The 26636-nt window shown below is 64.2% G+C and carries 23 protein-coding genes; 16 read left to right on the top strand and 7 right to left on the bottom strand.

The genetic code is table 11. The features are described 5' to 3' along the window. Positions 1 to 9 precede the first annotated feature (9 nt). A complete protein-coding gene (locus DIE29_RS14335; RefSeq protein WP_114650198.1) occupies positions 10 to 1254 on the bottom strand; it encodes an HsdM family class I SAM-dependent methyltransferase in 1245 nt (414 codons plus the stop codon). Between the two features lie 90 nt (positions 1255 to 1344). Between DIE29_RS14335 and DIE29_RS14340 the strand changes: the two genes are divergently transcribed. The 7 genes from DIE29_RS14340 (at position 1345) to DIE29_RS14370 (ending at position 8723) form a co-directional block, all read left to right on the top strand. Then, positions 1345 to 1773: an acyl-CoA thioesterase gene (locus DIE29_RS14340; RefSeq protein WP_114650199.1), complete on the top strand. Its 429-nt coding sequence runs from the start codon at positions 1345 to 1347 to the stop codon at positions 1771 to 1773. A 46-nt stretch (positions 1774 to 1819) separates the two neighbouring features. Next, a complete protein-coding gene (trhP, locus tag DIE29_RS14345; protein WP_102042980.1) occupies positions 1820 to 3199 on the top strand; it encodes a prephenate-dependent tRNA uridine(34) hydroxylase TrhP in 1380 nt (459 codons plus the stop codon). A gap of 9 nt (positions 3200 to 3208) precedes the next feature. Beyond that, positions 3209 to 4312 carry a tRNA (uridine(54)-C5)-methyltransferase TrmA gene (gene trmA / locus DIE29_RS14350; RefSeq protein WP_114650200.1) on the top strand — a complete coding sequence of 368 codons (1104 nt, stop codon included), beginning with the start codon at positions 3209 to 3211 and terminating at the stop codon, positions 4310 to 4312. Between the two features lie 78 nt (positions 4313 to 4390). After that, positions 4391 to 5767: a diguanylate cyclase gene (locus DIE29_RS14355; RefSeq protein WP_237269472.1), complete on the top strand. Its 1377-nt coding sequence runs from the start codon at positions 4391 to 4393 to the stop codon at positions 5765 to 5767. Beyond that, on the top strand, positions 5760 to 6257 hold the full coding sequence (locus DIE29_RS14360) for a GNAT family N-acetyltransferase (RefSeq protein ID WP_102042983.1): 498 nt from the start codon (positions 5760 to 5762) through the stop codon (positions 6255 to 6257). The genes DIE29_RS14355 and DIE29_RS14360 overlap by 8 nt, the downstream gene beginning before the upstream one ends. A 106-nt stretch (positions 6258 to 6363) precedes the next feature. Continuing rightward, entirely contained in the window at positions 6364 to 7989 is a 1626-nt protein-coding gene (locus tag DIE29_RS14365) for an ABC-F family ATPase (protein WP_114650202.1), read from the top strand. Between the two features lie 197 nt (positions 7990 to 8186). After that, positions 8187 to 8723 (top strand): hypothetical protein, encoded by a 537-nt coding sequence (locus tag DIE29_RS14370; RefSeq protein WP_102042984.1) that lies wholly within the window; start codon positions 8187 to 8189, stop codon positions 8721 to 8723. 8 nt (positions 8724 to 8731) lie between these two features. Here the strand turns inward: DIE29_RS14370 and DIE29_RS14375 are convergent, their stop codons facing one another. Both DIE29_RS14375 and DIE29_RS14380 read right to left on the bottom strand, forming a co-directional pair. Further along, on the bottom strand, positions 8732 to 9373 hold the full coding sequence (locus DIE29_RS14375; protein WP_102042985.1) for a DUF47 domain-containing protein: 642 nt from the start codon (positions 9371 to 9373) through the stop codon (positions 8732 to 8734). 11 nt (positions 9374 to 9384) lie between these two features. After that, complete coding sequence (locus DIE29_RS14380; protein WP_174202328.1) at positions 9385 to 10488, bottom strand: inorganic phosphate transporter; 1104 nt, start codon at positions 10486 to 10488, stop codon at positions 9385 to 9387. Positions 10489 to 10600: 112 nt separating this feature from the next. On the opposite strand from DIE29_RS14380, the gene DIE29_RS14385 reads away from it, so the two are divergent. The 5 genes from DIE29_RS14385 to metW all read left to right on the top strand — a co-directional run bounded on the left by DIE29_RS14385 (position 10601) and on the right by metW (position 14881). Further along, positions 10601 to 10984, top strand: a complete 384-nt coding sequence (locus DIE29_RS14385) for a PTS sugar transporter subunit IIA (RefSeq protein WP_102042986.1) — start codon at positions 10601 to 10603, stop codon at positions 10982 to 10984. Between the two features lie 10 nt (positions 10985 to 10994). Next, positions 10995 to 11264 carry an HPr family phosphocarrier protein gene (locus DIE29_RS14390; protein WP_102042987.1) on the top strand — a complete coding sequence of 90 codons (270 nt, stop codon included), beginning with the start codon at positions 10995 to 10997 and terminating at the stop codon, positions 11262 to 11264. A gap of 3 nt (positions 11265 to 11267) precedes the next feature. Continuing rightward, positions 11268 to 13019: a phosphoenolpyruvate--protein phosphotransferase gene (gene ptsP / locus DIE29_RS14395; RefSeq protein ID WP_114650203.1), complete on the top strand. Its 1752-nt coding sequence runs from the start codon at positions 11268 to 11270 to the stop codon at positions 13017 to 13019. 147 nt (positions 13020 to 13166) lie between these two features. Beyond that, on the top strand, positions 13167 to 14300 hold the full coding sequence (metX, locus tag DIE29_RS14400; protein ID WP_102042989.1) for a homoserine O-succinyltransferase MetX: 1134 nt from the start codon (positions 13167 to 13169) through the stop codon (positions 14298 to 14300). Further along, entirely contained in the window at positions 14297 to 14881 is a 585-nt protein-coding gene (gene metW, locus DIE29_RS14405; protein WP_114650204.1) for a methionine biosynthesis protein MetW, read from the top strand. Before metX ends, metW begins: the two co-directional genes overlap by 4 nt. A gap of 61 nt (positions 14882 to 14942) precedes the next feature. On the opposite strand, the gene DIE29_RS14410 is transcribed toward metW, so the two are convergent. Then, positions 14943 to 15260 (bottom strand): hypothetical protein, encoded by a 318-nt coding sequence (locus DIE29_RS14410; protein ID WP_108081167.1) that lies wholly within the window; start codon positions 15258 to 15260, stop codon positions 14943 to 14945. 229 nt (positions 15261 to 15489) lie between these two features. Between DIE29_RS14410 and DIE29_RS14415 the strand changes: the two genes are divergently transcribed. The 4 genes from DIE29_RS14415 to DIE29_RS14430 all read left to right on the top strand — a co-directional run bounded on the left by DIE29_RS14415 (position 15490) and on the right by DIE29_RS14430 (position 21379). Continuing rightward, on the top strand, positions 15490 to 18930 hold the full coding sequence (locus DIE29_RS14415; RefSeq protein WP_114650205.1) for a sensor domain-containing protein: 3441 nt from the start codon (positions 15490 to 15492) through the stop codon (positions 18928 to 18930). Between the two features lie 31 nt (positions 18931 to 18961). Next, positions 18962 to 19687, top strand: coding sequence for a uracil-DNA glycosylase family protein (locus tag DIE29_RS14420; RefSeq protein ID WP_114650206.1), 726 nt, complete (start codon positions 18962 to 18964; stop codon positions 19685 to 19687). A gap of 116 nt (positions 19688 to 19803) precedes the next feature. Then, positions 19804 to 20451, top strand: a complete 648-nt coding sequence (can, locus tag DIE29_RS14425; RefSeq protein WP_114650207.1) for a carbonate dehydratase — start codon at positions 19804 to 19806, stop codon at positions 20449 to 20451. A gap of 25 nt (positions 20452 to 20476) precedes the next feature. Next, positions 20477 to 21379: an ROK family protein gene (locus tag DIE29_RS14430; protein ID WP_108080914.1), complete on the top strand. Its 903-nt coding sequence runs from the start codon at positions 20477 to 20479 to the stop codon at positions 21377 to 21379. 30 nt (positions 21380 to 21409) lie between these two features. Here the strand turns inward: DIE29_RS14430 and DIE29_RS14435 are convergent, their stop codons facing one another. The 3 genes from DIE29_RS14435 to DIE29_RS14445 all read right to left on the bottom strand — a co-directional run bounded on the left by DIE29_RS14435 (position 21410) and on the right by DIE29_RS14445 (position 26631). Continuing rightward, positions 21410 to 23581 (bottom strand): primosomal protein N', encoded by a 2172-nt coding sequence (locus tag DIE29_RS14435; protein ID WP_102042993.1) that lies wholly within the window; start codon positions 23579 to 23581, stop codon positions 21410 to 21412. Positions 23582 to 23970: 389 nt separating this feature from the next. Then, a complete protein-coding gene (gene hemE, locus DIE29_RS14440) occupies positions 23971 to 25053 on the bottom strand; it encodes a uroporphyrinogen decarboxylase (RefSeq protein ID WP_114650208.1) in 1083 nt (360 codons plus the stop codon). A 120-nt stretch (positions 25054 to 25173) separates the two neighbouring features. Beyond that, complete coding sequence (locus tag DIE29_RS14445; RefSeq protein ID WP_114650209.1) at positions 25174 to 26631, bottom strand: TrkH family potassium uptake protein; 1458 nt, start codon at positions 26629 to 26631, stop codon at positions 25174 to 25176. Between the last annotated feature and the right edge of the window lie 5 nt (positions 26632 to 26636).

The raw sequence follows: 26636 nt of genomic DNA on the forward strand, positions 1-26636 counted from the left end.
CAGCCGCTTTTACCCCTGTTCGGGCAGAAAGCGGGAAAACGATGCCGGTAGCGGCGCATTGGCCAGGCTGCGCTGGGAAAACAGAAAGCGGCCGTCGCAGACAAAGCCGAGATCGGCCCAGTCCACCGCATTGAGCGCGTCGCGGAAAGCCGCCAGATCGATGTCGGCGCGGTGCGGAAAAACCGCCAGCACCGCGCCATCATAGTGCGGGCAATCATGAATGAAAAATGGCGCCGGACGCCGCGTCTTGCCGTTCACATACACCCGTGGACGGTCGCTTTGATAGTAACCACGCCCCCAGTGCCACCAGTTGCGCTCATCGAATTTCTGTACCTTGCGCGCCAGCAAGCGCGCCTTGTGCGGCAGCAGCGCAGGCGGCGGTGGATCGCCCGGCTCCACCCAGATCATGCGCCGGGTGCGCCCGGTGGCGACCGTGGACGCGCAAACGAAATCGCGATTGCCTTGCAGCAGATCTTCGTATAGCTCATCGGCACCGGACACCGCGCCCACCTTGACCATGGCCAGCTCACTGAGGCGCACGGGGTAGTCGCCGCGAGCAAACATCAGGTGTCCGCCGGCCTCGACAAAATAACGCCGCTGCCAAGGCGGATCGGCCAGCCGCGCGGCAATGTCGTCCCCGACACCCAGTTCGGCCACCCACATCGAACGCTCGCTGCGGCCCTTTTCGAAGCGCCAGATCAAACAGTTGGGCACTGCGCCGGCAAACACCCGTGCATCGCCCAGCTCGATGGCATGGGTGATGCCGCCCGCCTCGTACAGCAGGCGGTTCAGGCGCACCGCCGAGGTGGCCTTGAGAAAGTCGCGCGGGGTGATGAAGATCAACTCACCGCCCGGCGCAAGGTGGCGCAGGCATTTTTCGATGAAAAACAGATAAAGATTGGAGCGTCCATCGAAGTGCGCCAAGGCGAGCCGGCGACGGGTGTCCGGCAAAATGTCCTGATAACGCACATAGGGCGGATTGCCGATGATGGTGTCGAATTTCTCGCTGTCCGGGTAGGCAAAAAAATCCATGTTGAGCGCGCCCGGGGGACAGTGCGCCGCATCCAGCTCGATGCCCACCGCCTCCGGCAGATGGCGCAAAAACGCGCCGTCGCCGCAGGAGGGCTCCAGCACACGGCCGCTGCGCCGACGCAGCGCAAGCATGGCCCGGACCACCGGCTGCGGGGTAAACACCTGGCCCAGGGTGGCCACGTCCAAAAGGCCCAGGGCGGCCTGCGTGATAGGTGCGCTCATCGGTAACGGAAAATTGGACAGATCCTTACGAAAGCGCGGAAGATATGCCGCCTTTCCCGTCCAAACAAGCCCGCTGCGAGAATACCTGCAATGGCCCGTATTCAAATCGATTTACCCGAGCACTTTGCCTTTGCCACCGACATCACGCTCTACCTCAGCCATATCAACTACGGTGGCCACCTCGACAACGCCCTGTTGCTCACCGTGGTATCCGAAGCACGGGTGCGCTGGCTCAAGTCCATGGGCTACGGCGAGCTGGATGTCGAAGGTTTGGGCATCATCGTTGCCGACGCCGCGCTGCAGTACAAGTCGGAAGCTTTCCACGGCGAAACCATGCGGGTGGAGATGGCCGCGCGCGAGTTTGGCAAGTACGGATGCGACCTGGTGTGGCGCATGAACGAGCGCGACAGCGGCCGCGAGGTGGCGCGTGGCAAGACCGGCATCGTGTTCTTCGACTACGGTGCGCGTAAAGTGGCCGCGGTACCCGAGGGTTTTCGCCGACGTTTTCCGCAAGACTGAGCGCGCCGGCGCGGTAGAATCCCGCCCCCGTGCCCACGCTGCCCCGATGAGACGCCCAGAACTTCTTGCCCCCGCCGGTTCCTTGGCCATGATGCGCACCGCTTTCGCCTTTGGCGCGGACGCGGTGTATGCCGGCCAACCGCGCTATTCGCTGCGAGTGCGCAACAATGAGTTCGGGCAGTTGGAAACGCTGGCGGCCGGCATCCGCGAAGCCCATGCCGCAGGCAAGCAGTTCTATCTGGTCAGCAACATCGTCCCGCACAACGCCAAGCTGCGCACCTACCTGCAAGACATGGAAGAAGTGGTGGCGCTGGGGCCCGACGCGCTGATCATGGCCGACCCCGGTTTGATCATGATGGTGCGCGAGCGCTGGCCCGAGCTGCCGGTGCATCTGTCGGTGCAGGCCAACACCACCAACTGGGCGGCGGTACGCTTCTGGCAAGCAGTGGGGATTCAACGCATCATCCTGTCGCGCGAACTGTCGCTCGATGAGGTGGCCGAAATCCGCGATGCCTGTCCGGACATGGCGCTGGAAGTCTTCGTGCACGGCGCATTGTGCATCGCCTACTCCGGGCGCTGCCTGCTCTCCGGTTATTTCAACCATCGTGACCCCAACCAGGGCAGTTGCACCAATTCCTGCCGCTGGGACTACAAGCTGCATGAGGCCGAGCAAAACGCCGCCGGCGACGTACTTGCCTGCGGCAGCGCGCCGCTGGGCAATCCCAAGGCGCTGGGCACGGTCGGCACCGCCACCCGCAGCGGCAAAGCCGCCGACAACCGGCCGCGTCATCCGGGCGGCACCAAGGTCTGGCTGCTGGAAGAAGGCAGCCGGCCCGGCGAGCTGATGCCGACCGAGGAGGACGAGCACGGCACCTACATCCTCAACTCTCGCGATTTGCGTGCCATCGAGCATGTGCAGCGGCTGGTGGAAATCGGCGTCGATTCACTGAAGATCGAAGGTCGCACCAAAAGCCCTTACTACGTGGCGCGCACCGCCCGCGCCTATCGCCAAGCGATCGACGACGCATGCGCCGGCCGGCCTTTCGACCCACGGCTGTTGGGCGAACTGGAGGGCCTGGCCAACCGCGGCTACACCGATGGCTTCTACCAGCGCCACCACACCCCGGCGCACCAAAACTATCTGCGCGGCCATTCGGTTTCCGGGCGCAGTCTGTACGTGGGCGATCTGATCGGCTTCGACGCGGCGCGCGAACGCATCCAAATCGAGGCCAGAAACGCCTTCGGTCGGGGCGATCGGCTGGAGTTCATACAACCTTGCGGCACGGTCGAAGCCGTGGTCGAGCGCTTGGAAAACGATGACGGACAGACCATCGAACGGCTGCCCGGCAGCGGCCACCGCGCCTGGCTGGCGCTGCCGGCCGGCGTCGACCCGGCCGCGCCCTGCTTCATTGCCCGTTTCCTATAGCTGCCCGCCATGCCTCTGCCCGTCTTCGATCCCGCTCAGTGCGACGCCCAGCTTGCCGAAAAAGTCGCCCGTTTCAAGGCCGACTTCGCCCCGCTCGGCCTGCCCGAGCCGGACGTGTTCAGCTCCCCGCCGCTTGGCTATCGCCTGCGCGCCGAGTTCCGTCTGTGGCACCACGGCGCACGCCTCGATTACGCGATGTTCGACGCCGAGCACCCCAAGCAGCCCATCCTGCTCGACGATTTCCCGCCGGCTGCTGAGCCGATTGCGCGCGCCATGCCGCGCCTGCGCGAGGCGCTCGACACCAACGAAGAACTCAAGCGGCGCATCTTCCAGGTGGAATTTCTCGCCACACTCTCCGGCGAGCTGATGGTGAGCCTGATCTACCACCGCGAGCTGGGCCCGCAGTGGGAGGCGGCCGCGCGCGAACTGGCCGCCTCCCTGGGCGCGCAGATCATCGGCCGCAGCCGCGGGCAAAAGATCGTGCTGACGCGCGACTGGCTGCTGGAAGAATTCGAAGTCGACGGCCGCCGGCTGCGCTACCAGCAGATCGAAGGCAGCTTCACCCAGCCCAATGGCGAAGTAAACCGCAAGATGCTCGGCTGGGCGCGCGCGCAGGCTGCGCAGGCCGGTGGCGACTTGCTGGAGCTCTATTGCGGTAACGGCAACTTCACGCTGGCGCTGGCGCCGCTGTTCGGCCGCGTGCTGGCCACCGAACTGTCCAAATCCTCGGTGCGCGCCGCGCTCTACAACATCGAGGCCAACGGCGCCGACAACATCACCGTGGTGCGCATGTCGAGCGCGGAATTGGCCGACGCCATGGCCGGCGGACGCACCTACCGCCGCATGGCCGGCGTGGATCTGGCCGGCTACCGCTTCTCCACGCTTTTCGTGGACCCACCGCGCAGCGGTCTGGACCCGGCCACCGTCGAACTGGCCGCGGGTTTTGAGCGCATCCTCTATATCTCCTGCAACCCGGTCACGCTGCGCGACAACGTGCGAGCGCTTGCCGCCACCCACCGTATTGCCGCGGCCGCGGTGTTCGATCAGTTCCCCTATACTCACCACCTGGAATGCGGGTTGCTGCTCACCCGTCGCAGCGGCCAACCCGCCTGACCCGCCCGCGCTACGGCAACACCCGCACCCCGCCACCAGGCGCCTGTGGCAGCAATGGCTTTTTTATCTGGATTGGTTATGAATCACTCCAACACGCTGGAAGCAGATTGGCTCGAACTATTCGATAACGTGCCAGAGGCCACCCGCGGTGTGCTGCGCGAGGTGGTGCGTGCCCATAAAGAAAGCATGGCAGACGCTTTCTACGCACGCATGCTCGGCGACCCGGACGCGCACCCCTTTCTCACCCATGAAGCGGTGGAAACCCGCCTGCGCCATTCGATGCAGCGCTGGCTGGAAACACTGTTTTCCTGTACCGATCGCGCACAGTTCGCGGTCGCTATGGCAATCCAGCGTCATGTTGGCGAGGTGCACGCGCGCATCGATTTGCCGGTCAACATCGTCGCGCGCGGCGCCCGTGTGCTCAAAGCCGAAATCGCCCGTCACCTGCTTGCCGCCGGCCTGAGCGGCCAGGCGCTGATCGATGCGGTGCTCTATGCCGACAATCTGATGGATCTGGCCTTCGAGGAAATGAGCGCCGCCTATGTGGCCTCACATGAGCATGTGGCGCGCATCGACGAAGCCTACCGGGCGTTTTCCTTCGGACAGAACCTGTCCTTGGAGCGGGAGCGTCAGCGCGCCGCGCTGCTGGACTGGGAAAACCGCTTCCTGCACGACATGATGACCGGCTCGGCCGGCGACCCCTTGCCCAGATTGACCGAATCCGCCTTCGGCCTGTGGCTGCATCACAAAGCCACTGCCATCTTTGAAGGCGCGCCCGAATTACCCGCGATCCGCCAAGCCATCCGTACCATAGACGACGATCTGATCCCGCAGTGCCAGGCCAAGCTGGGCGGCCCGGAGCGGGATACGCAGCGCCGACTCACCAAGGCGGTGCTCTCTGAACTGGGCCAGCTCAAGTTCCTGCTCGGCACCCTGTTCGAGCGCTTCGTCGAGCTTGAATCCGGCAAAGATGCGCTCACCCAACTGCTCAACCGCCGCTTTCTGCCCGCCATCCTGAGCCGCGAGGCGGACATCAGCCGGCGCCAGCACAAACCTTTTGCCCTGCTCCTGCTGGACGTGGATCATTTCAAACACATCAATGACCAACACGGGCACGAGGCGGGCGACCGGGTGCTGCAACACATCGCCAGCCTGATACTGGCCACCGTGCGCGCGGGCGATTTCGTGTTCCGTTATGGCGGCGAGGAGTTTTTGGCACTCTTGGTGGAAGTGGACCTGACACACGCGCTGCGAATCGCAGAGAAACTGCGCAGCCGCATCGAAAGCGAAAACGTGCTGCTGCCCAATGGGGCGTCCTTGAAATTGACCGCCAGCATCGGCGTGGCCGTCCACGACGGTCATCCGGACTATCAGCGCTTGATCAACCGTGCCGATGAGGCCCTCTACCGTGCCAAGCAACAAGGCCGTAACCGCTGCGTGGTGTCCGATGCCTGAACGCCAGCCGGCGCTGTCCATCGTCCCCACCGAGCTGCGCCGCGGCGACCATGTCGCCGCCTTCCTGGCCTTGCTCGAGCATTACGCACGCGATCCGATGGGTGGCGGCACAGGACTGGCCGACGAGGTCAAACGCGCCCTGCCGGCACGGCTGGCCAAGCACCCCGGCTTTGTCTCCTTTCTGGCTTTCGTGCAAGACACCCCGGTGGGGCTGATCAATTGTTTCGAGGGTTTTTCCACTTTTGCCGCGCGCCCGTTGCTCAACGTGCATGATCTGGCCGTGCTGGACGGCTACCGTGGCCGGGGCATCGGCCAAGCCTTGCTGGCAGCGGCCGAACAAGCGGCACGTCAGCGCGGCTGCTGCAAGCTCACCCTGGAAGTGCTCTCCAATAACCACCGCGCGCTGGCCGCCTACGCCCGCGCCGGCTTCGCCCCTTATCAGCTCGATCCCGCCGCCGGCCAGGCGCTGTTTTTGCAAAAGTTGCTGTAGGCCGCAGCGCTGGCCAAACCGCACCGCAACACGCCAAGACCCGGCAGCAGGGTGTGTGCTGCGTTACAATGCAAGGCTTTGTTTTATCTGGACATCAGGATCCGCCGTGCTCGTCGCCTCCAACATCACCATGCAGTTCGGGGCCAAGCCCCTGTTCGAAAACGTCTCCGTCAAGTTCGGCGAAGGCAACCGCTACGGCCTGATCGGCGCCAACGGCGCCGGCAAATCGACCTTCATGAAAATCCTCTGCGGCATCCTGGAGCCGACGGCCGGTAACGTCTCCAAAGACGCCAACGAGCGCATGGCCTACTTGCGCCAGGACCAGTTCGCCTATGAAGACCAGCGTGTGCTCGACGTGGTGATGATGGGCCATGAGGAGCTGTGGGCGGCCATCCAGGAACGCGACGCCATTTACGCCAACCCGGAGGCCACCGAAGACGACTACATGCGCGCCGCCGAGCTGGAAGGCAAAGTCGGCGAGTACGATGGCTACACCGCGGAAGCGCGTGCCGGCGAGTTGCTGCTGGGGGTGGGCATCGGCACCGAGCTACACCACGGGCCGATGAAAAACGTCGCCCCAGGCTGGAAGCTGCGGGTGCTGCTGTGTCAGGCGTTGTTTGCCAACCCGGACATCCTGCTGCTGGACGAACCGACCAACAACCTGGACATCAACACCATCCGCTGGCTGGAAGATGTGCTCAACGAGCGCGATTCCACCATGGTGATCATCTCCCATGACCGGCATTTCCTGAACCAGGTATGCACCCACATGGCCGACCTGGATTACGGCACCATCACGGTGTATGCCGGCAATTACGACGACTACATGGAAGCCTCCACCCTGGCCCGCGAACGCCAGGCGGCGGCCAACGCCCGAGCCAAAGACAAGATTCAGGAACTGCAAGCCTTTGTGCGCCGGTTCTCGGCCAACAAATCCAAGGCCAAGCAGGCCACCAGCCGCCTGAAGCTGATCGAAAAACTCAAACCCGAAGACGTCAAGCCTTCCAGCCGGCAGTACCCGTGGATCCGCTTCGAGTACGACGATAAGGACAAGCTGCACCGTCTGGCCTGCGAGATCGACAATCTGCGCTTTGGCTACGACGGTATGGACAAGCCGCTGATCGATAACTTCAGCATGGCCATCGAGGCCGGTGAGAAAGTGGCCATCATCGGTGAGAACGGCGTCGGTAAAACCACCTTGATGAAGCTCTTGGTTGGCGAACTCAGTCCGCAGCACGGCCATGTCAAGTGGGCCGAAAAAGCCAAGCTCGGCTACTACGCGCAGGATCACTCGGCCGAATTTGCCGGCACCGAGAGCCTGACCGAATGGATTGCCGAATATGCCCGCATCAGCGCCGCGGCCACCGGTGAAGATACCGAAACCCTGCTGCGCGGCACGTTGGGCCGTTTGCTGTTTTCCGGCGACGAAGTCAAAAAGCCGGTCAACGTGATCTCGGGCGGTGAGCAAGGCCGGATGTTGTTCGGCAAGCTGATGCTGTCGCGTCCCAACGTGCTGCTGATGGACGAGCCGACCAACCACCTCGACATGGAATCGATCGAGTCACTCAACAGCGGGCTGGAAAAGTACACCGGCACCTTGATATTCGTGTCGCACGACCGCGAATTCGTCTCCTCGCTGGCCACCCGTATCATCGACATCAAGCTCGACGGCCGCATCGTCGACTACCGCGGCACTTACGAGGAATACCTGGCCAGCCAAGGGCTGGCCTGAACGCAGTAGCGGATGGCTGCGGATATTTCCGGGGGGCACCGGACCAAGCGCTGTAGATGTTTTTTTAGCTTGGCTCGATGAAATCGGTGGCACACCGACATCGCCTGCGCAGTCAGGCGGCATCGGCCACGGTCAAACGGCTGTAACGCAGACGGTGCAGATTCACGGCTTCCTTCGCGCACAGGAAGCCGCCCGCCATGACGGCCCGCCACCCCGAATTGCCTTTCGTCTCGGTTTACCGCAAGACCGCTGCCGGCCGCGCCGAGCTTGACCGTCGCAGCGCCGGGCTGAGCCCGCGCCAGCGTCAATTGCTGGTACTGGTCGACGGCCGCCGCACTGAGGAGGAGCTGGCCGCACTGATCGGCGGCAGCGACGTGGTGGCCGAACTCCTCGCGGTGCTGCGCGCCAAGGGCTTGGTCGCAGACGCTGCGCAGGCCGAGGAGGCGTTCGGGCACACGACTGTCCAACCCACCCCGGCGGCGCCACCAGCCCAACATCCGGTGCTGCCGGATGAGCGGTTGGCTGCCATTCACCGGCTGATGAAGGACAGCGCCCGCCAACACCTGGGGCTGTTGGCGCGGGAACTGGATGCGGTCATCGAGCACGCTCGCTGCGCACGGACCCTGCAGGCCGCCGTGGCACGCTGGCATCTGGCCTTGCGCGATTCGCGCACCGGGCATGCAGAAGCGGACGCGCTGCTGGGCACGGTGCGTGCGCTGATCGACAGCGGTTGAGAGCTGCCTTACGCACTTTTCACCACGATGTCATGCAGCGTGTTGGCGCAATGCGCCATGCGGTCGGCGGCGTTGGACAGGTGGCGGTAGATTTCTCGGCGCTTGAACATGTTCAAATAATCGTCGCCCTGAAACAGATCGGCCAAGGCGCGGCGATAGCGCTTTTCCACCCGCCGTTCGGCCTTGCGCGCCAGGTCGGCGTCATCGGCGGCAGCCAGTGGAGCGATCTTGAGACGCGCAAAACCGGATGCCAGCGCCAGTACGCCCTGGTGCAGGCAACGCGCCATGTCCAAGGTGTAGGCATCGGGGCTAACACCCAGCACGTCCATCTCATTGACCGTGCTCTTGCAGTAGTTCACCACCTCGTCCAGATCCATGATCGCGCGGTAGATGTCTTCACGATCGACCGGGGTGTAGAAAGCTTCGTTGAGCGTATGAATGTTGCGAACTTTGAGGCCATCGGCGGCGTGTTCGTCTTTTTTGATCTGCTTGGCGGTGGCCGGATCGGCGGTTTCCATGAAGCGCACCAATAGGGTCACGGTATGTGCGACCTGGTCGGCCTGCTCGGCCAAAAGCTGGTAGAAGTCCGGTGCCTTGGGAAACACCCGCGCAAGAATGCGGTGGACGATGGACGGCGCAGACTCGCTCATGGCAAAAACTCTCAATCGAACAGGGGTTGCAGCAATAGCAACAGCGCGGCGCCGGCCACAGCCGAGGCCGGGATGGTGATGGCCCAGGTGGCGACGATTTCGCCCGCCTTGGACCAGCGCACCCGGCGCGGATGCTCCGCGGTGCCGATACCCATGATGGAGCTGGCCACCACGTGGCTGGTGGATACCGGCGCGCCAACCAGCGAGGCCGACAGGATGACCGCCGCCGAGGTGAGTTGAGAGTCCAGCGCGTGCAGCGGACGCACCTTGTACACCGCAAACCCCAGCGTGCGCACGATGCGCCAGCCGCCGGAAAGAATCCCCAGGGTCATCGCCGTGGCGCAGGCCAGCATCACCCACAGCGGCACCTCGAAGGCCGGGATGACCCCGCCGAGCACCAGCACCAAGGTGAGAATGCCCATACTCTTTTGCGCGTCATTGGCGCCGTGCGAAAAGGCCAGCCCTGCGGTGGTGATGAACTGCGCGCCGCGCAGACGGCGGTTCAGCGCCGGGCGCGCGGCGCGAAACAGCAGACCGAGCAGGCGGTGAATCAGGTAGCCGACCGCAAAACCCAGCAGCGGCGAGAGCAGCAGCGCCAGCACCACCTTGGCCACCCCGGTAAGCGGCCCGCCATCCAGCCAGGCGCCAAAGCCCCAAACCACGTGCGCCGGGCCGGCGGCGGCAATCACCGCGCCGGCCAGTCCGCCTACCAACGCATGCGAGGACGACGAAGGAACCCCCCACCACCAGGTCAGCAGGTTCCAGCCGATCGCGCCCAACAGACCGGCCAGCAACACCCCCAGCGACAACTGCACCGGCAAGCCGTTCAAGTCCACGAAGCTGCCGATCGTGTTGGCCACCGCAGTGCCGCCCAGCACTGGCCCGAGGAACTCGAACACTGCGACCAGGGCCACGGCCTGCGCAGGGAGCATGGCCCTGGAAGCGATCACCGTCGCCACCACGTTGGCGGCGTCATGAAAACCGTTGGTGTAATCGAAGGCCAGCACCGTGAGCACGGCGAGCACGGTGAGCACGAACTGCGCATCCAACGCTACGGGTGTCCTGTTGTTGAGGTCGGTTGCGCGATCATACGGCAGCGCCTTCGCTCGACGCATGCCGCACTGCCACATGAGCGCACCCGGATCCATCGGCTACAATCGCCCAACCGGGCGCAGCCCCCCCCGAGCCGACGCTGGCGCGTCGGCCCCAGCCAGGAATACCCAGTCCATGATCGGCATCTTCCTCGTCACCCACGGCAGTCTGGGCGAAGCCCTCGTCCAGTGCGCCTGCCATGTGCTGAACAAGCGCCCGCCCTACATCGTGCAACTGGGGGTCGCGGCCCAGGACGATCCGCTGGATCTGTTGCCGACCGCGCGTCAGATGCTCAGTTGGGCGGATGCCGGACGCGGCGTGCTGCTGCTCACCGACATCTATGGCGCCACACCGTCGAACATCGCCACCAAACTGCTCGAACCCGGCCGGGTCGAAGGCATTGCCGGGGTGAATCTGCCGATGTTGCTGCGGGTGCTGACCTACCGTGAAAAAGACATGCACACCCTGGTCCAGCGCGCCATCTCCGGCGGCTGCGACGGCGTCTTGCATATGAAGTGAGACCATCCCGATGCCGAAAGCGCAAGCCCCAATCATCAACAAACTCGGTCTGCATGCACGCGCCTCGGCCAAGCTCACCCAGACCGCAAGTGGTTTTGAGTCCGAGGTCTGGCTGGAGCGCAACGGCCGCCGGGTCAACGCCAAAAGCATCATGGGGGTGATGATGCTGGCAGCCGCGCGCGGCAGCACGGTGACCGTGGAGACCGCCGGACCGGATGCGGATGCGGCGCTCGCCGCCATCGTTGAGCTGATCGCCAACCGCTTTGGCGAGGAGGAGTAGGCGATGGCCTTCACCATTCACGGCCTGGCGGTTTCCCAGGGCATTGCCATCGGCCATGCCCATCTGGTGTCGCACGCGCTGCTGGAAGTCAACCACTACCATGTCGCCGAGAAATACCTGAACGAGGAGCTCTACCGCCTCGATGACGCGGTGGCCACGGTGCGCGGCGAACTGATGGGGCTGAAAGCGGCCGCCGCCACCGGCCAGGCGCATACCGAGGTGGGCGCCTTCGTCGATTTGCAGATCATGTTGCTGGCCGACCCGATGCTGGTCGACGCCGCCCGCAAACTGGTTGCCGAGCGGCGCTGCAACGCCGAATGGGCACTGGTGCAGCAGATGGAGCTGCTGGTCGAACAATTCCAGGCCATCGAAGACCCTTATCTGCGCGAACGCCAGGCCGACGTGGTGCAGGTGGTCGAACGCCTGGTCAAGGTGCTGCTCGGCCACCCCGCCCACCTGCCGGCCAAGCGCCGCGACGGTCTGGGCACCATCATCGTCGCTCATGATCTGTCGCCGGCCGATACCATCGGTTTCCGCGACCACAACATCGCCGGCTTCGTCACCGACGCGGGCGGTCCCACCAGCCATACCGCCATCGTCGCCCGCAGCCTGGCCATCCCGGCAGTGGTGGGCGTGCATCGGATCCGCGATCTGGTCGAAGACGACGAACTGCTGATCGTCGACGGCACCCGCGGCGTGGTCATCGTCGGCCCGGACGAGCAAATCGTCGAAGAGTACCGGCTGCGTCGCACCGAACTGGAGCTGGAGCGCTCCAAGCTCAAGCGTCTGAAAGACGCCCGCGCGACCACCCTGGATGGCGAAGACGTCAACCTGCTGGTGAATATCGAAGGGCCCAAGGACATCGGCGCGGCCCGCGCGGTCAATGCCGACGGTGTGGGCCTGTACCGTACCGAGTTTCTGTTCATCGGCCGCGACAGCCTGCCGGACGAAGACGAGCAGTACGAGGCCTACCGCAGCGTGCTCAAGGCCATGGGCAAGCGCCCGGTCACCATCCGCACCTTCGATGTGGGCGCAGACAAGGCGCTCAACGGTGTCGCCCGCCCCGAGCCAAATCCGGCGCTGGGCCTGCGCGCAGTGCGCTATTCGCTGGCCGAACCCAAGATGTTCCTCACCCAACTGCGCGCGCTGCTGCGCGCCTCGGTGCATGGCCGGCTGCGCATCATGATCCCGATGCTGGCGCATGCGCACGAGATCGACCAGACGCTGATGCTGATCGACAAAGCGCGCGCCGAGCTGCGCGCCGAGCGCATCAAGTTCGACGAAGGCGTACAGATCGGCGGCATGATCGAGGTGCCGGCCGCTGCGCTGGCGCTGGGTATGTTCATCCGCCGGTTGTCCTTTCTGTCCATCGGCACCAACGACCTGATCCAATACACTTTGGCCATCGACCGCTCCAACGAGGCGGTGGCGCCGCTCTATGACCCGCTGCATCCCGCGGTGCTCAAGCTCATCGGCGCCACCATCCAGGCCGGCGCGCGTTTCGGCCTGCCGGTGTCGGTGTGCGGCGAGATGGCCGGCGATCCGGCCTACACCCTGCTGCTCCTGGGCATGGGACTGCGCAATTTCTCCATGCATCCGTCCAACGTGCTGGAGATCAAACAGCAGGTGCTGCGCGCCGATCTCGGCGAACTCGCCCCCAAAGTGCAGCGCATCCTCAAAATGGACGAGCAGGCCCGGGTCCGCGAGGCGGTGGAGCGCTTGGCCGCCGCTGCGGCAAAACCACTGTCCGTTTGACAATTTCCCGCACTCAGGCTAACTTGCCGCCACTTTCAGCGCCGATTTGATACACAGCTTGCGGGCGCTCAACAAATCCGGCTAAAGCGAGGGCAACCCAGTCCGCGTCTGTAGCCGGCTGGGTTTTTTGTTTTCCGCCTCGACATCATGATCCAACCCCAATCCGTCGGTATCGTCGTGCCCCAGCGGGCGCGTTTCACCGACCCGCTACCACTGAAAAGCGGCGAGCGGCTCGACGACTACGAACTGGTCTATGAAACCTACGGCTCGCTCAACGCCGCGCGCGACAACGCGGTGCTGGTCTGCCATGCGCTGTCCGGTTCCCACCATGTGGCCGGGGTCTATGCCAATGATCCGGCCAGCACCGGCTGGTGGGACAACTTGGTCGGCCCCGGCAAGCCGCTGGACACACGCAAGTTTTTTGTCATCGGGGTCAATAACCTCGGTGGGTGCTACGGCAGCAGCGGCCCCAATGCGATCAACCCCGCCACCGGCAAGCGCTGGGGCGCGGATTTTCCCTTCGTGACCGTGGAAGATTGGGTCAATGCGCAGGCCCGTCTGATCGACCGTCTTGGCATCGAGCGACTGGCTGCGGTCATTGGCGGCAGCCTGGGCGGCATGCAGGCACTGTCCTGGACACTGCAATACCCCGAGCGGGTGCGCCATGCCGCAGTGATCGCCTCCGCGCCCAAGCTCACCGCGCAGAACATTGCTTTCAACGAGGTCGCCCGCCAGGCCATTCTCAGCGACCCGGATTTTCACGGCGGGCATTACTACGAACATGGCGTGGTGCCCGCGCGTGGCTTGAAGCTGGCGCGGATGGTCGGCCATATCACCTATCTGTCCGACGATGCCATGGCGGAAAAATTCGGCCGCAGCCTGCGCCACGGCAAAACGCTGTACAGCTTCGACGTGGAGTTCGAGATCGAATCTTACCTGCGCTACCAGGGAGATAAATTCGCCGGTTATTTCGACGCCAACACTTATCTTTTGACCACCAAGGCGCTCGATTACTACGACCCTGCCTTCGAACACGGCGGCAATCTATCCGCGGCGCTCGCGCGCGCCACCGCCGAATTCCTGGTGGTGTCGTTTACCACCGACTGGCGCTTTTCGCCCGCGCGCTCGCGCGAGATCGTCTATGCCCTGTTGCACAACCGGCGACCGGTGAGTTATGCGGAAATCGATTGCGCAGCCGGCCATGACTCCTTTTTGCTGGACGATCCGCAGTACCACGCGGTGCTCGGTGCCTGGTTCGACCGTATCGAGGTACGCCCATGAGTTACCGCTACGACTATGACGTGATCGCCCAGTGGATCGCCCCGGGCGAAAAGGTGCTGGATCTGGGCTGCGGGGACGGCAGCCTGCTGCGTCACCTCATGCAAGTGCGTCAGGTGCTGGGCTGGGGCGTGGAGAACGATCCGGAAAAGCTGCTCGCCTGTGTGAAAAACGGCGTCAACGCGCTGCAGATCGACCTGGAGCGGGGGCTGGCCGGTTTCGAGAATGGCTTTTTCGACCATGTGATCATGAGCCTATCGCTACAGGCCATGCACAACACCCAAGGCATTCTTGCCGAAATGCTGCGGGTGGGCCGCGAGGCGGTGGTGAGTTTCCCCAACTTTGGCTACTGGCGCCATCGCCAGAGCATTCTCAACGGCCGCATGCCGGTTTCCGAGAGCCTGCCGCACCAATGGTTCGACACCCCCAATGTGCGCTTTTTCACCATTGCCGATTTCGAGGCGCTGTGCGAGATGAACGGCATCGAGGTGCGCGAGCGCCTGGCTTTCGACCAAGGCAAGCTCATTCTGGAAGAACCGAACTTCCTGGCCAGCGTGGCGGTGTATCGGCTGGGTCGCCGTTAGAGCGGCGCGCAAAAAACCAAGGGGCCTGCCGGCCCCTTTTTTATCTACGGTACAAAGCCTTTCAGCCGACCACGAATCCGGCCACATCGACCCGGATCGCCGGACGCTCCAGGGCGCGTCCGACCGCGGCGGCAAACTGCTTCGCCCACTCGCCCGCTTCCTTGAAGCGCTCTTCGCCACCGTATTTGGCAACATTGAGAATCATGTCCAGCACCAGGATCTTGCCCATAGGGTTGGACGGTGTGCATTCGAGCACCTCGAACTCCCGGGCGAGCCAGGCGCGTGCCTGATCCTTGCTCAGGCCGGCAATATCTTCATCATGCACGGTCAGTTCGTATTCCCGGTTGGCACCGAAGGATACGGTGATGTGCTGGGTCATGTTGTGCTCCTCGCATTGGCTGTAGTGTGGTGCGCGCATTTTCGCCCCCGCCTGCGCGCGCAGGCAAGCCCATCTGCGGCAACCCATGTGCGGCGTTATGCGCTGCACTGCACGATTGTAAGCGCTTTGCGGCACTGTCAGAATCGGTTGCGCAACCGGCCTCGCCCCGGCACCCAAAGGTCCACCGGCAGGGCGTTGGCGCGCGCGTCCATTACAGGACCGATACGGTATGAAAAGCTCCAAGGCCGATTTTTTCTCGGTCCAGCTCGCCGCAGTGTTTGTCGTAGTCGCCGCCGCGATCGGCTTGGCCTTGTTCGGCTTTTACCAACAACAGCGCACGGTGACAATCGACGGCGCGCGCGCCCAATTGCGCGCCATCGCCGATGAACTCGCCCAGGAGGTTGAGCGCTGGTACAAACGACATTTGGCCGAAGGCGAATTGCTGCGGCGCAACCGCAGCGCGCTGGCCCAGCTCGAACGCTGGCTCGACGGCGACCCGAGCGTGGCCGAAACCGAGCTACGGTATTGGCTACAGGCTTATCTGGCGCATGCCGACTACGACAGCGTGCTGGTGCTCGATGCCCACCACAACACGCTGCTCGCGCTGGGAAAAGCCCACCGCCTGTCTTCCGACAGCGCGGCGCTGGCACGCGCGGCCGCGGAACGCGGGGCTGCGGTACTCGGTTCGATACAGCGCGACCCCGACGGTGCGCCCTACCTGGATCTGGTCATTCCAGTGCCGTTCAATGGCGAGTCATGGCGCATCGACACCGTGCTGCTGCGGGTGTCGCCAGCCGAATATCTGGTTCCGCTGTTACGGCGGGCGCCACGCCTGAGCCCGTCGGGCGAAACCTTGCTTTTCGAACGCAGCGCTGCCGGTCTGCGCCAGTTGCTGCCCGGAGGCTTTGAACGCTTCGCGGCTGCGCTACAGGACATCGCCGGCAAAGCGCTGGTCGAGGGGCGCGATGAGCATACCGGTGCGGTCATCGTCGCCGCTGCCGCCCCGATCGAGGCCGCCGGCTGGCTAGTGGTCAGCAAACTGGATCGGGACGAGCTGCTGGCCGGCCTGCGCGGCCAACTATTGGGCGCGGCGGCGGCCAGCATGGTGCTGCTTACCGCAGCGACGGCGCTCGTGTTGATCTGGCGTCATCAGCGCCGCCAGGCTCGCGCCCGTTTGCATGCGGAACAGCGCCATCGTCAGGCGCTGGAACAATTGCGCCAGGATCTGGACACCACCCTGGAACTGGCGCATCTGGGCGGCTGGGAGCGCAATCTGATCACCGGTGAGCTATGGTGGTCCAGCCGCACCCGCAAACTGCTGGGCATCGGCGAAGGGGTGACGCCCACCCGGCAGGCCCTGCTCGAACGCGTCCATCCGGACGACCGCGCACATGTGCAGCAGACACTCGAGCACGCTTACCGCGAAGGCAGGGATGGTGAGCTGTACTATCGCGTCATCGCCCCTGACGGCGCGATTCGGCACTTTCACAGCCGTTTCCGCATCGAGCGCGACCTCGACGGCAAACCCTACCGGGTGGTCGGCGCGGTGCAAGACATCACCGGCCAACATGCGATGGCGCAGGAACTCGAGCGCAAGTCAGCCTATTTGTTGGCCATTGTGAGCCACTTGCCGCAAGGCATCAGCGTGTTCGACGAGCACCTGCGCCTTCAGTACTGGAATGCGGGCTTTGTTGAGGTATTGGAATTGCCCGCCGATCTGGTGCGCCGGGACGTGAGCTTCGACGACCTGATCATGGTGCCGGCGCTGCGCGGCGAATACGGTCCCGGCGATCCGGCCGAGCATGTGCGCAAGCGGCGCGAACTCGCGCTGCAATTCCAGCCCCACCGCTTCGAACGCACCCGACCCAATGGCCGCACCCATCTGGTGGCCGGTGAGCCATTGTTCATCGACGGCAAGGTGGCAGGCTTCATCACCACCTATACCGACATCACCGAACACAAGCGCGCCCAAGCCGAACTGGCCCGCCAAAATGGCATTTTGCAGACCATCATCGAGAACATTCCCGGTGGCGTGTCGCTGATCGACCGCGACCTCAATCTGGTGGCCTGTAACGGCGAACTCAAGCGCTTGCTCGATTTTCCGGACGCCTTGTTCGCCAATGGTTTGCCCAGCCTGGAGACCTTGTTGCGCTTCAACGCCGAGCGTGGCGAATACGGCAGCGGCGACCCGGAGCGCATCGTCGCCGATCTGCTCGCCCGCGCCCGTCGCTTCGAGCCGCATAGTTTCGAGCGCACCCGACCCAACGGCACGGTGCTCCATGTGCAGGGCCAGCCTTTACCCGATGGCGGCTTTGTCACCATCTACACCGACATCACCGCGCGCAAACGGGCAGAAGCCGAAATCGAACACCTGGCCCATCACGACATGCTCACCGGGCTGTCCAACCGCTTCTCGCTCGACGCCCGCCTGGCTCAAGCGCTCGCCGACGCACGGCGCAACGGACAGGGTTTGGCGGTGCTGTTTCTCGATCTGGACCGCTTCAAGCACATCAACGATTCGCTGGGTCATCTGGTCGGTGACAGCCTGCTCAAGGAAGTGGCCCAACGCCTGCGCCAGACGGTGCGCGAGGCCGACATCGTTGCCCGCCTGGGCGGCGATGAATTCGTGCTAGTCATCCAGGGCATCTCGGGTAGCACGCGGGCGGCACATGTTGCGGAGAAGATTCGCCTGCGCCTGTCCGCACCCTATCTGGTCGCCGGTACCGAGCTGCACACCACGCCCTCGATCGGCATCGCGCTATATCCGCAAGATGGCGACGATGCCGCCACTTTGCTGCGTTGCGCCGATACCGCGATGTACCACGCCAAGGCGCTGGGGCGGGCCAACTGCCAGTTTTTCACCGAAGAGATGAACCGTAGCGTCATCGAGCGCTTGGACCTGGAGCGCAAACTGCGGCGCGCTTTGCAGCAAGAAGAACTCGAACTGTGGTATCAACCGCTAATCGGCGCAGCCGACGGCCGGGTGCGCGGGGTCGAGGCGCTGGTACGCTGGCGCCATCCGCAAGACGGCCTGATCCCACCGTTTCGCTTCATCCCCCTGGCCGAGGAGACCGGCCTGATCGTCGAGTTGGGCACCTGGGTGCTGCGCCAGGCCTGCCGGCAAGCGCGCGCATGGCTTGACCGCGGTCTGCCGCCGCTACGCATGTCGGTCAATTTATCCACCCGCCAGCTGATGCATGCCGAACTGAGCAAGGTGGTCGCCGAGGCGCTGACCGGCAATGAGCTGCCGGCCTCACAACTGGAGCTGGAGATCACCGAAAGTTCGGTGATGGAGCGCCCGAACGATGCCATCCCGGTACTTAGCGGCCTCAAGCGGCTGGGCGTGCGGCTGGCGATTGACGATTTCGGCACCGGCTACTCGTCACTGTCCTACCTCAAGCTTTTCCCGCTGGATCACCTGAAGATCGACCGCTCCTTCGTCTCCGACATCGAGCACGACCCCAACGACGCGGCCATCTTTGCAGCTGCGGTGTCCATGGCCCACAACCTTGGCCTGTCGGTGGTCGCCGAGGGCGTGGAGAGCGCAGTGCAGGTGGCCCGCCTGAAGGAACTGGGCTGCGACGAACTGCAGGGCTACCACTTCAGCCGGCCGCTACCGGCCGACGAGGCGCAAGACTGGCTGCAAAAGCGCTTCGCCGATCTGGAATAATGGGCGTTTTCCCCCTTCGGCCCGCCACCCGATGACCGCAACCGCCTCCCGCCTCGTCGAGGCCGCACAGCAACTTTCCGCATCCGTCGGCGCCCTGCGCTTTGGCGCCCCGGTGAGCCATGTGTACAACCCGCTCGAGTACGCTTGGCAGATCCACCGCAGTTATTTGCAACGCTACGGTGCAACGCGCAAGCGCGTGGTCTTTTTGGGGATGAACCCCGGTCCCTTCGGTATGGCGCAGACCGGCGTGCCTTTCGGCGAAGTCAGCGCGGTGCGCGACTGGTTGGGGCTGGCCGGCGAAGTTGGCCAACCTGCGCACAGCAACCCCAAGCGACCGGTCCAAGGCTTCGCCTGCCCGCGCAGCGAAGTCAGCGGTCAGCGCCTGTGGGGCCTGTTCCGCGCGCGCTTTGGCAGTCCCACGGCCTTTTTTGCCGATCATTTCGTGGCCAACTACTGCCCGCTGGTGTTCTTTGACCAGGGTCGCAACCTCACCCCCGACAAGCTGCCGGCAGCCGAATCCCGTCCGCTGCTGGCGGCCTGCGACACCCACCTGCGCGCCGTGGTGGCCGCCCTGGCGCCGGACTGGGTGGTTGGCGTCGGCACCTGGGCCGAACGACGCGCCGTCGAAGCGCTGGACGGCATGCCATTGCGCTTCGGACGCATCCTGCACCCCAGCCCGGCCAGCCCGGCGGCCAACCGCGGTTGGGCCGAGGCGGCGAGCCGGCAACTCGTCGAGCTGGGCATCTGGGCAGACTGAGGCCGGAGGGCGCCGCTGATCGGGCGCAGTGCTTTCGGACGGCTTGGCGTGCAGGCGATTCGTAATTCATAATTACGGAATCTTTACCCGGCTCTACCCGCCGAGGAACGCGCACCATGCCCCAATCCATCGAACACCTCTTCGCCAACAACAAAGCTTGGTCCGAGCGCATGCATGCCGAGGACCCGGAGTTCTTCTCCCGCTTGGTCAAGCAGCAAACGCCTGAATACCTGTGGATTGGTTGCTCGGACAGCCGGGTGCCGGCCAACCAGATCGTCGGCCTGGCACCGGGCGAAATTTTCGTGCACCGCAATATCGCCAATGTGGTGGTGCACACCGACTTGAACGCACTATCGGTCATCCATTACGCGGTCGAAATTCTGCGGGTCAAACATATTCTGGTGGTCGGCCATTATGGCTGTGGTGGCGTCAAAGCGGCGTTGCAAGACAACCGCACCGGGCTGACCGACAACTGGCTGCGCCATGTGCAGGATGTGCGCGACCGCCATGTACAGATACTCCAAGAAATCGAGCACCCGGATGAGCGCCTGGACCGCCTGTGCGAGCTCAACGTCATCCACCAGGTGGTCAACGTCAGCCAGACCACCATCCTGCGCGAAGCCTGGCAGCGCGGACAGGCCGTGACCGTGCATGGTTGGTGCTACAGCCTGCATGACGGCTTGATCCGCGAACTCGGCATCCGTGTCAACAGCCGCGAAGCGGCCGCGGAGCAGTACCGCTGCGCGGTCGAACGTCTGCGATGAGTATCGGGCCACACAAGACACCACAATGATCCGCATCGGCGTCGACCTTGGCGGCAGCAAAATCGAAGTGGTCGCCCTCGACGATGACGGCCGCGAACTGCTGCGCCGCCGCGTCCCCACGCCCCAAGGCGACTATCCCGCCACGGTGGCCGCGGTGGCGGCTTTGGTTGAACAGGCCGAAACCGAACTCGGCGTACATGGCCGGTGCCCGGTCGGTATCGGCACGCCGGGCTCGATCTCCCCGCTCACCGGGCGGATGCGTAACGCCAATTCCACCTGCCTGAACGGCCAGGCTTTGCGCGAGGATCTCGCCGCCCGCCTGAAGCGTCCGCTGCGCATCGCCAACGATGCCGACTGCTTTGCAATGTCGGAGGCCACCGACGGTGCCGGCGCCGGAGCGCCGGTGGTGTTTGGCGTGATCATTGGCACCGGCGTCGGCGGCGGTGTCGTGGTGCATGGGCGGCTTCTTACCGGTGCCAACGGCATTGCCGGCGAATGGGGACATTGCCCGCTACCGCAGCCCGCCCCGGAGGATCTGCCGCTACCGGTTTGTTTTTGCGGACGCAGCGGCTGCATCGAAACCTATCTGTCCGGGCCGGGCATGGCCGCCGACCATCTGCGCCACAGTGGGCAGCTGCTGGATGCGGCCACCATCGCGCAGCGCGCGGCGGCCGGCGATGCGGCCTGCGAAGCCACACTCGCGCGCTACGAACAACGCCTGGCGCGCGCATTGGCCGGGGTCATCAACCTGCTGGATCCGGATGTGATCGTTTTGGGCGGCGGGCTGTCCCGCATCGAGCGCCTTTACCGCACGGTGCCCCAACTGTGGCCGGCGCATGTGTTTTCCGACCGCATCGTCACCCGTCTGCTGCCCGCCCGACACGGCGACGCATCCGGGGTACGCGGTGCGGCGCGTCTATATGGCTGAGAAACACCACACCCCCTGGCGGATGCGCCTTCAGACTTCCAGCGGATCCACATCCAGGTTCCAGCGCAACCCGCGCGCCGGCTGCAACGCCCGCAGCGCCGTCATCCATACCCCAAGAAAGTCCTGCAACACACCACGCTCGCCAGCTTCCACCAAAAGCTGCGCACGCTCGCGACGCGCCACACGGGCCATGCGCATCGGCACCGGATCGAAAACCTGCAACCCGGCCGGTGCGCAGCGCTTGGCCAAGTGGGCCGCTTCACGCAAGAAGGCCAACGCATCGTCTAGAGCCGGTGAATCGGCGCGCAGCATGGCTTGGTAGGTCAGCGGCGGAAAGCCGGCCAGTCGTCGCTCCTCCAACGCCAGCGCGGCGAAGGCGTCGAAGTCATGACGGGCCAGGCACTGGTAGAGCGGATGCTCAGGGTATTCGGTCTGGATCAGCACTTCGCCCGGCAACTGCGCCCGCCCGGCCCGGCCGCCAACCTGCATCAGTTGCTGAAACAAACGCTCCGGGGCGCGAAAATCGGCCGCATGCAGCGAGGCATCCGCCCCAACTACGCCAACCAGGGTCAGCTTCGGAAAATCATGGCCCTTGGCCATCATCTGGGTGCCCACCAGGATGTCGGCCTCGCCCGCGGCGATGGTCGCCAGCAGGGCCTCCCACTGCGCGCGGGTGCGCGCCGAATCGCGGTCGATGCGCAGCACGCGGGCCTCGGGGAAGAGCTCGGCCAGCCGCGCTTCGATACGCTGGGTGCCACGGCCAAACGGCTGGATGTCCTGGTTGCCGCAAGACGGACAGGCGCGCGGGATGGGGCCTTCGCAGCCGCAATGGTGGCAGCGCATGCGACGGTCGGCCAGATGCACCACCAGGTTGGCGGTGCAATGCGGGCAGGTGCTGACCCAGCCACAGGCGGTGCAACTGAGCACTGGGGCGTATCCGCGCCGGTTGAGAAACACCAGGCTCTGCTCGCCGGCCGCCAGGCGTTGGCCAATCGCTTGTTGCAAGGCCGGACTGAGGCCCTCGTCCAGCTTCAGCTTACGGGTATCGATACAGCGGACCGCCGGCAGGGTGCTTGCCACTGCCCGCCGGGTCAGCCGCAGCAGGCGGTAACGGCCTTGACGGGCATGCAGCCAGCTCTCCAGGGATGGGGTAGCCGAACCCAGCACCACCGGGACGGCGCGCTGACGCGCGCGCCACACCGCCAGATCGCGCGCCGAATAGCGCACGCCCTCTTGCTGTTTGTAGGAGGCGTCGTGCTCTTCGTCGACCAGGATCAACCCCAGGCGCGGCAGAGGAGCGAACACCGCCAGGCGGGTACCGAGCACGATGTCGGCATGTCCTTCGAGCGCACGCACGAAACCGCGCGAGCGCGCGCCCTCGGCCAGCGCAGAATGCAGGCAGACCACCTCCGCAGCGGGAAAACGCGCGGCCACCCGTGCTTCGAGCTGCGGGGTGAGCGCGATTTCCGGCACCAGCATCAATACCTGCCGGCCAGCCGCCAGGGCGCGCTGGGCAAGGCGCAGATAGACCTCGGTTTTGCCGCTGCCGGTCACCCCCTGCAAAAGCCAGGCGGAAAATCCGTCCGCAGCGCTCACCGCCTGCACGGCCGCCTGCTGCTCGTCGGTCAGCGCAGGCAGGGTAGCGTCCGGTGCCGCGGCCGGCTGCGCGCGTACAGCCTGCGCCCATCCGCGGCGCAGCAACTCTCCGACCGCAGCACCATCCGCCCAGGCGCGTACCGTACTGCGTCGCACCGCGCCACCGTGCTCGACCAGCGCACGCAAAAGGCGCAGAGCGCGGCTCTCACGCTTGACCGCTTGTAAAGCCGCAAGCCCTGCTGCAGCCGGCGCGAGCAAGGGGTCCTGATCGCGGCCGGCCACGGCGTTGGCGCGGCGCAAACCCGGCGGCAAGGCCAAGGCGATGACTTCACCCAGCGGCGCGTGGTAGTAACGCGCGGTAAAGCCTACCAATGCCAGCCAGTCGGCCGGCAATGCGGTCACGGCACGCTGGATCTCGCGTACCGGCTTGAGGCGGGCAGGGTCCACCCCGGCGCTCGGCGGTAAGGCAACGATCAAGCCGCTTTTTTCGCCACGACCAAAAGGCACCCGGACACAACGGCCGATATCCGCTTCGGACACATCCGTGGCGATGTAATCGAATAGTTGCGCCAGCGGAACCGGCAGCGCGACACGCACGATTCGCATACGGTCATGGCCCCGTTTCAGGCAAATTCTTTATAAACAGCAGCTTGGCGCGCATACCTGATGTTCGTTATGGAAAAAACCGCTAAGGTACTGCGGTAAAAACAGCTCGCCCGCTTGTCCACAAAACCTGTGGATAACTTTGTGGAAAGCCTGGGTGAAACAGGCGCAAACCGGCGCCGCACAAGCAATTTCGTTACCATGCCCGAACTTTAAGCAATGCAAAAAACATTCAAAAACAATTACTTATGTTTTTCTTGTCATAGCCTTGCATTAAGAGGCAGCACAGCCGGCTGGAACAAGCGGGTGTGCATAAGTCAACCCGTCGAGCTGTATTTTTTCGCTTGACAGACACCTCGTCCTCGTGAGCATGCGGCCGCGGCAAGGCGGCGCTAACCGGCAGCGCGCTGGCGCACCGCGCGGCTGTGCGCATGCACTGTATCGATCAACACCGCAACATGCTCCGGTGGGGTGAATTGGGAGATACCATGGCCGAGGTTGAACACATGACCGGGATACGGCCCGAAGGCATCGATCACCCGACGCGCCTCGGCAGCCACCACCTCCGGCGGGGCAAACAAAATGGTGGGGTCCAGATTGCCCTGAAGCGCCACCTTGTGGCCCACCTTTTCCCGCGCGCGACCGATGTCCAGGGTCCAATCGAGGCCGATCGCGTCCGCGCCAATGGCGGCGATCTGCTCGATCCACACCCCGCCACCTTTGGTAAACACGATGCTGGGCACCCGGTCGCCGTCGCGCTCGCGGATCAGGCCATCGACCACACGTTGAAGATAGGCCAGGGAAAATGTCCGGTAGGCGGCCTCGGACAACACCCCGCCCCAGGAGTCGAACACCATCACCGCCTGCGCACCGGATTCGATCTGGGCGTTGAGGTAAGCCACCACCGCGTCGGCGGTCACCGACAGAATATGGTGCAGCAGGTCGGGGCGGCTGTAGGCCATGGTCTTGATGCGGCGGTAGTCGGTTTCCGCGCCGGAGCCGCCTTCGACCATGTAGCAGGCCAGGGTCCAAGGACTACCGGAAAAGCCGATCAAGGGCACCGAGCCATCCAGCGCCCGGCGGATTTCGGCCACCGCATCCATGACGTACTGCAGTTCGGCATGCGGGTCCGGCACCGCCAGGTTGCGAATATCCCACTCTTCGCGCAGCGGACGCTCGAAACGCGGGCCCTCGCCTTCGGCAAAATACAGCCCCAGCCCCATTGCGTCGGGCACGGTCAGGATGTCGGAGAACAGAATGGCGGCATCCAAGTCGTAGCGTGCCAGCGGCTGCAGCGTGACCTCGCAGGCCAGCGCCGGGCTTTTGCAAAGTTGCAGGAAGCTGCCGGCGCGCTTGCGCGTTTCACAATACTCCGGCAGGTAACGGCCGGCCTGGCGCATCAGCCAGACAGGGGTGTATTCGGTGGGCTGGCGCAGCAGCGCGCGCAAAAAGGTATCGTTCTCGAGGCGGCTCACGTTGTCGTTCCTGGTTTCGTCCGACCGTTCCGGCCGCGCCCGCAACAAGCGACCGCGCCGGGGCAAGCCGCGATTATCCCGCGTTTTGACACGCCCCGGGCACGCGCCGCGCGGGCGTGCTCAACGTCGCCAGAACGATGGCGTGAGCACCACCAGGAAGGTAAAAATCTCCAGCCGGCCGAGAATCATCGTGAAGGCCAACACCGCGCTTTGAAAGCTGTCCATGCCGGCATAGTTGGAAGCCGGACCCACCGCCCCCAGGCCGGGTCCGGTGTTGTTGATACAGGCCACCACGGCGGAAAAGGCGGTAACGATGTCCAGCCCGGTGGCCGCCAGCACCAGGGTGAGCGTCACGATGGACACCATATACATGAACGAAAAACCCAGCACCGCATGCAGCACGCTCTCGGACACCGGCTGATTGCCCAGGCGCACCGGACGTACCGCGTGCGGATGCAGCGAGCGGACGATTTCCCGGAACACCTGTTTATACAGAATCATCGCGCGCATCATCTTGATGCCGCCACCGGTGGAACCCGAGCAGGCGATGAAGCTGCCCAAAAACAGCACCCAAAGCTGTGCAAACATCGGCCACAAGGTGTAGTCGTAGGTCGCCAGACCCAGAGACGTCGCAATGGACACCACATGGAAGGACACATAGCGCACCGTTGACGCCAGATCGGCGTGGACATGGTGCTGCGCCAGGTAGGCGGTCAGCCCGATCACGCTGATGGCAAGCACGCCGAAGAAAAAAGGAATTTCCGGATCGCGCAAATAAGGCAGGGGGCTGCGACGAATCAGCGCCAGGTAGTGGGTGGCGTAGTTGAGCCCCGCGAGCAGCGCAAATACGATAATGACGATTTCGACGTTCACATTGGCATAGTAGCCAATGGACGCATCCTTACTGGAAAAGCCGCCCAAGCCGGCAACCGTGAACGCGTGGATCAGAGCATCCCATTCGTTCATGCCGGCCAACCACAGACTCAGCCCGCACGCCACGGTGAGCACGATGTAGGACACCCACAAACCTTTGGCGGTCTCGGTGATCCGCGGGGTGAGACTGTTTTCCTTCATCGGCGTGGGCACTTCCGCCTGGAACATCTGCCGCCCGCCGATACCCAAAAGCGGCAAAATGGCCACTACCAGCACGATCACCCCCATGCCGCCGATCCAGTGCATGAAGGTCCGCCACAGGTTGATGGAGATCGGCAAGTCGTCCAGGCCGCTGAGCACCGTGGCGCCGGTGGCGGTCAGCCCGGACACCGCTTCGAAATAGGCATGGATGAAAGACAGTTCCGGCAAATAAGCCAGCAGTGGCAGCGCGCCGAACACTGGCAAAATCACCCAGGCGGCGGCGACCAGAAAGAAGCCGTCGTGCACCCGCAGGTCACGGCTGCGGCTGCGGGTAAAAGTCCACAGCAGCGCGCCGCTGGCAAGGGTCAACAGCAGCGCCTGGTCGTAAGCCATGGTGGCGCCATCGTCCAGCCAAATGGAAATGGCCAGTGGAAAACTCATCAACAGCCCGAAGATCATGATGATCAGGCCAAGGGCGTTTAGGGCGGGATAATAGGCGCGCATCGCGA

This window comes from Pseudothauera hydrothermalis (assembly GCF_003345255.1).
Classification (GTDB): Bacteria; Pseudomonadota; Gammaproteobacteria; order Burkholderiales; family Rhodocyclaceae; genus Pseudothauera; species Pseudothauera hydrothermalis.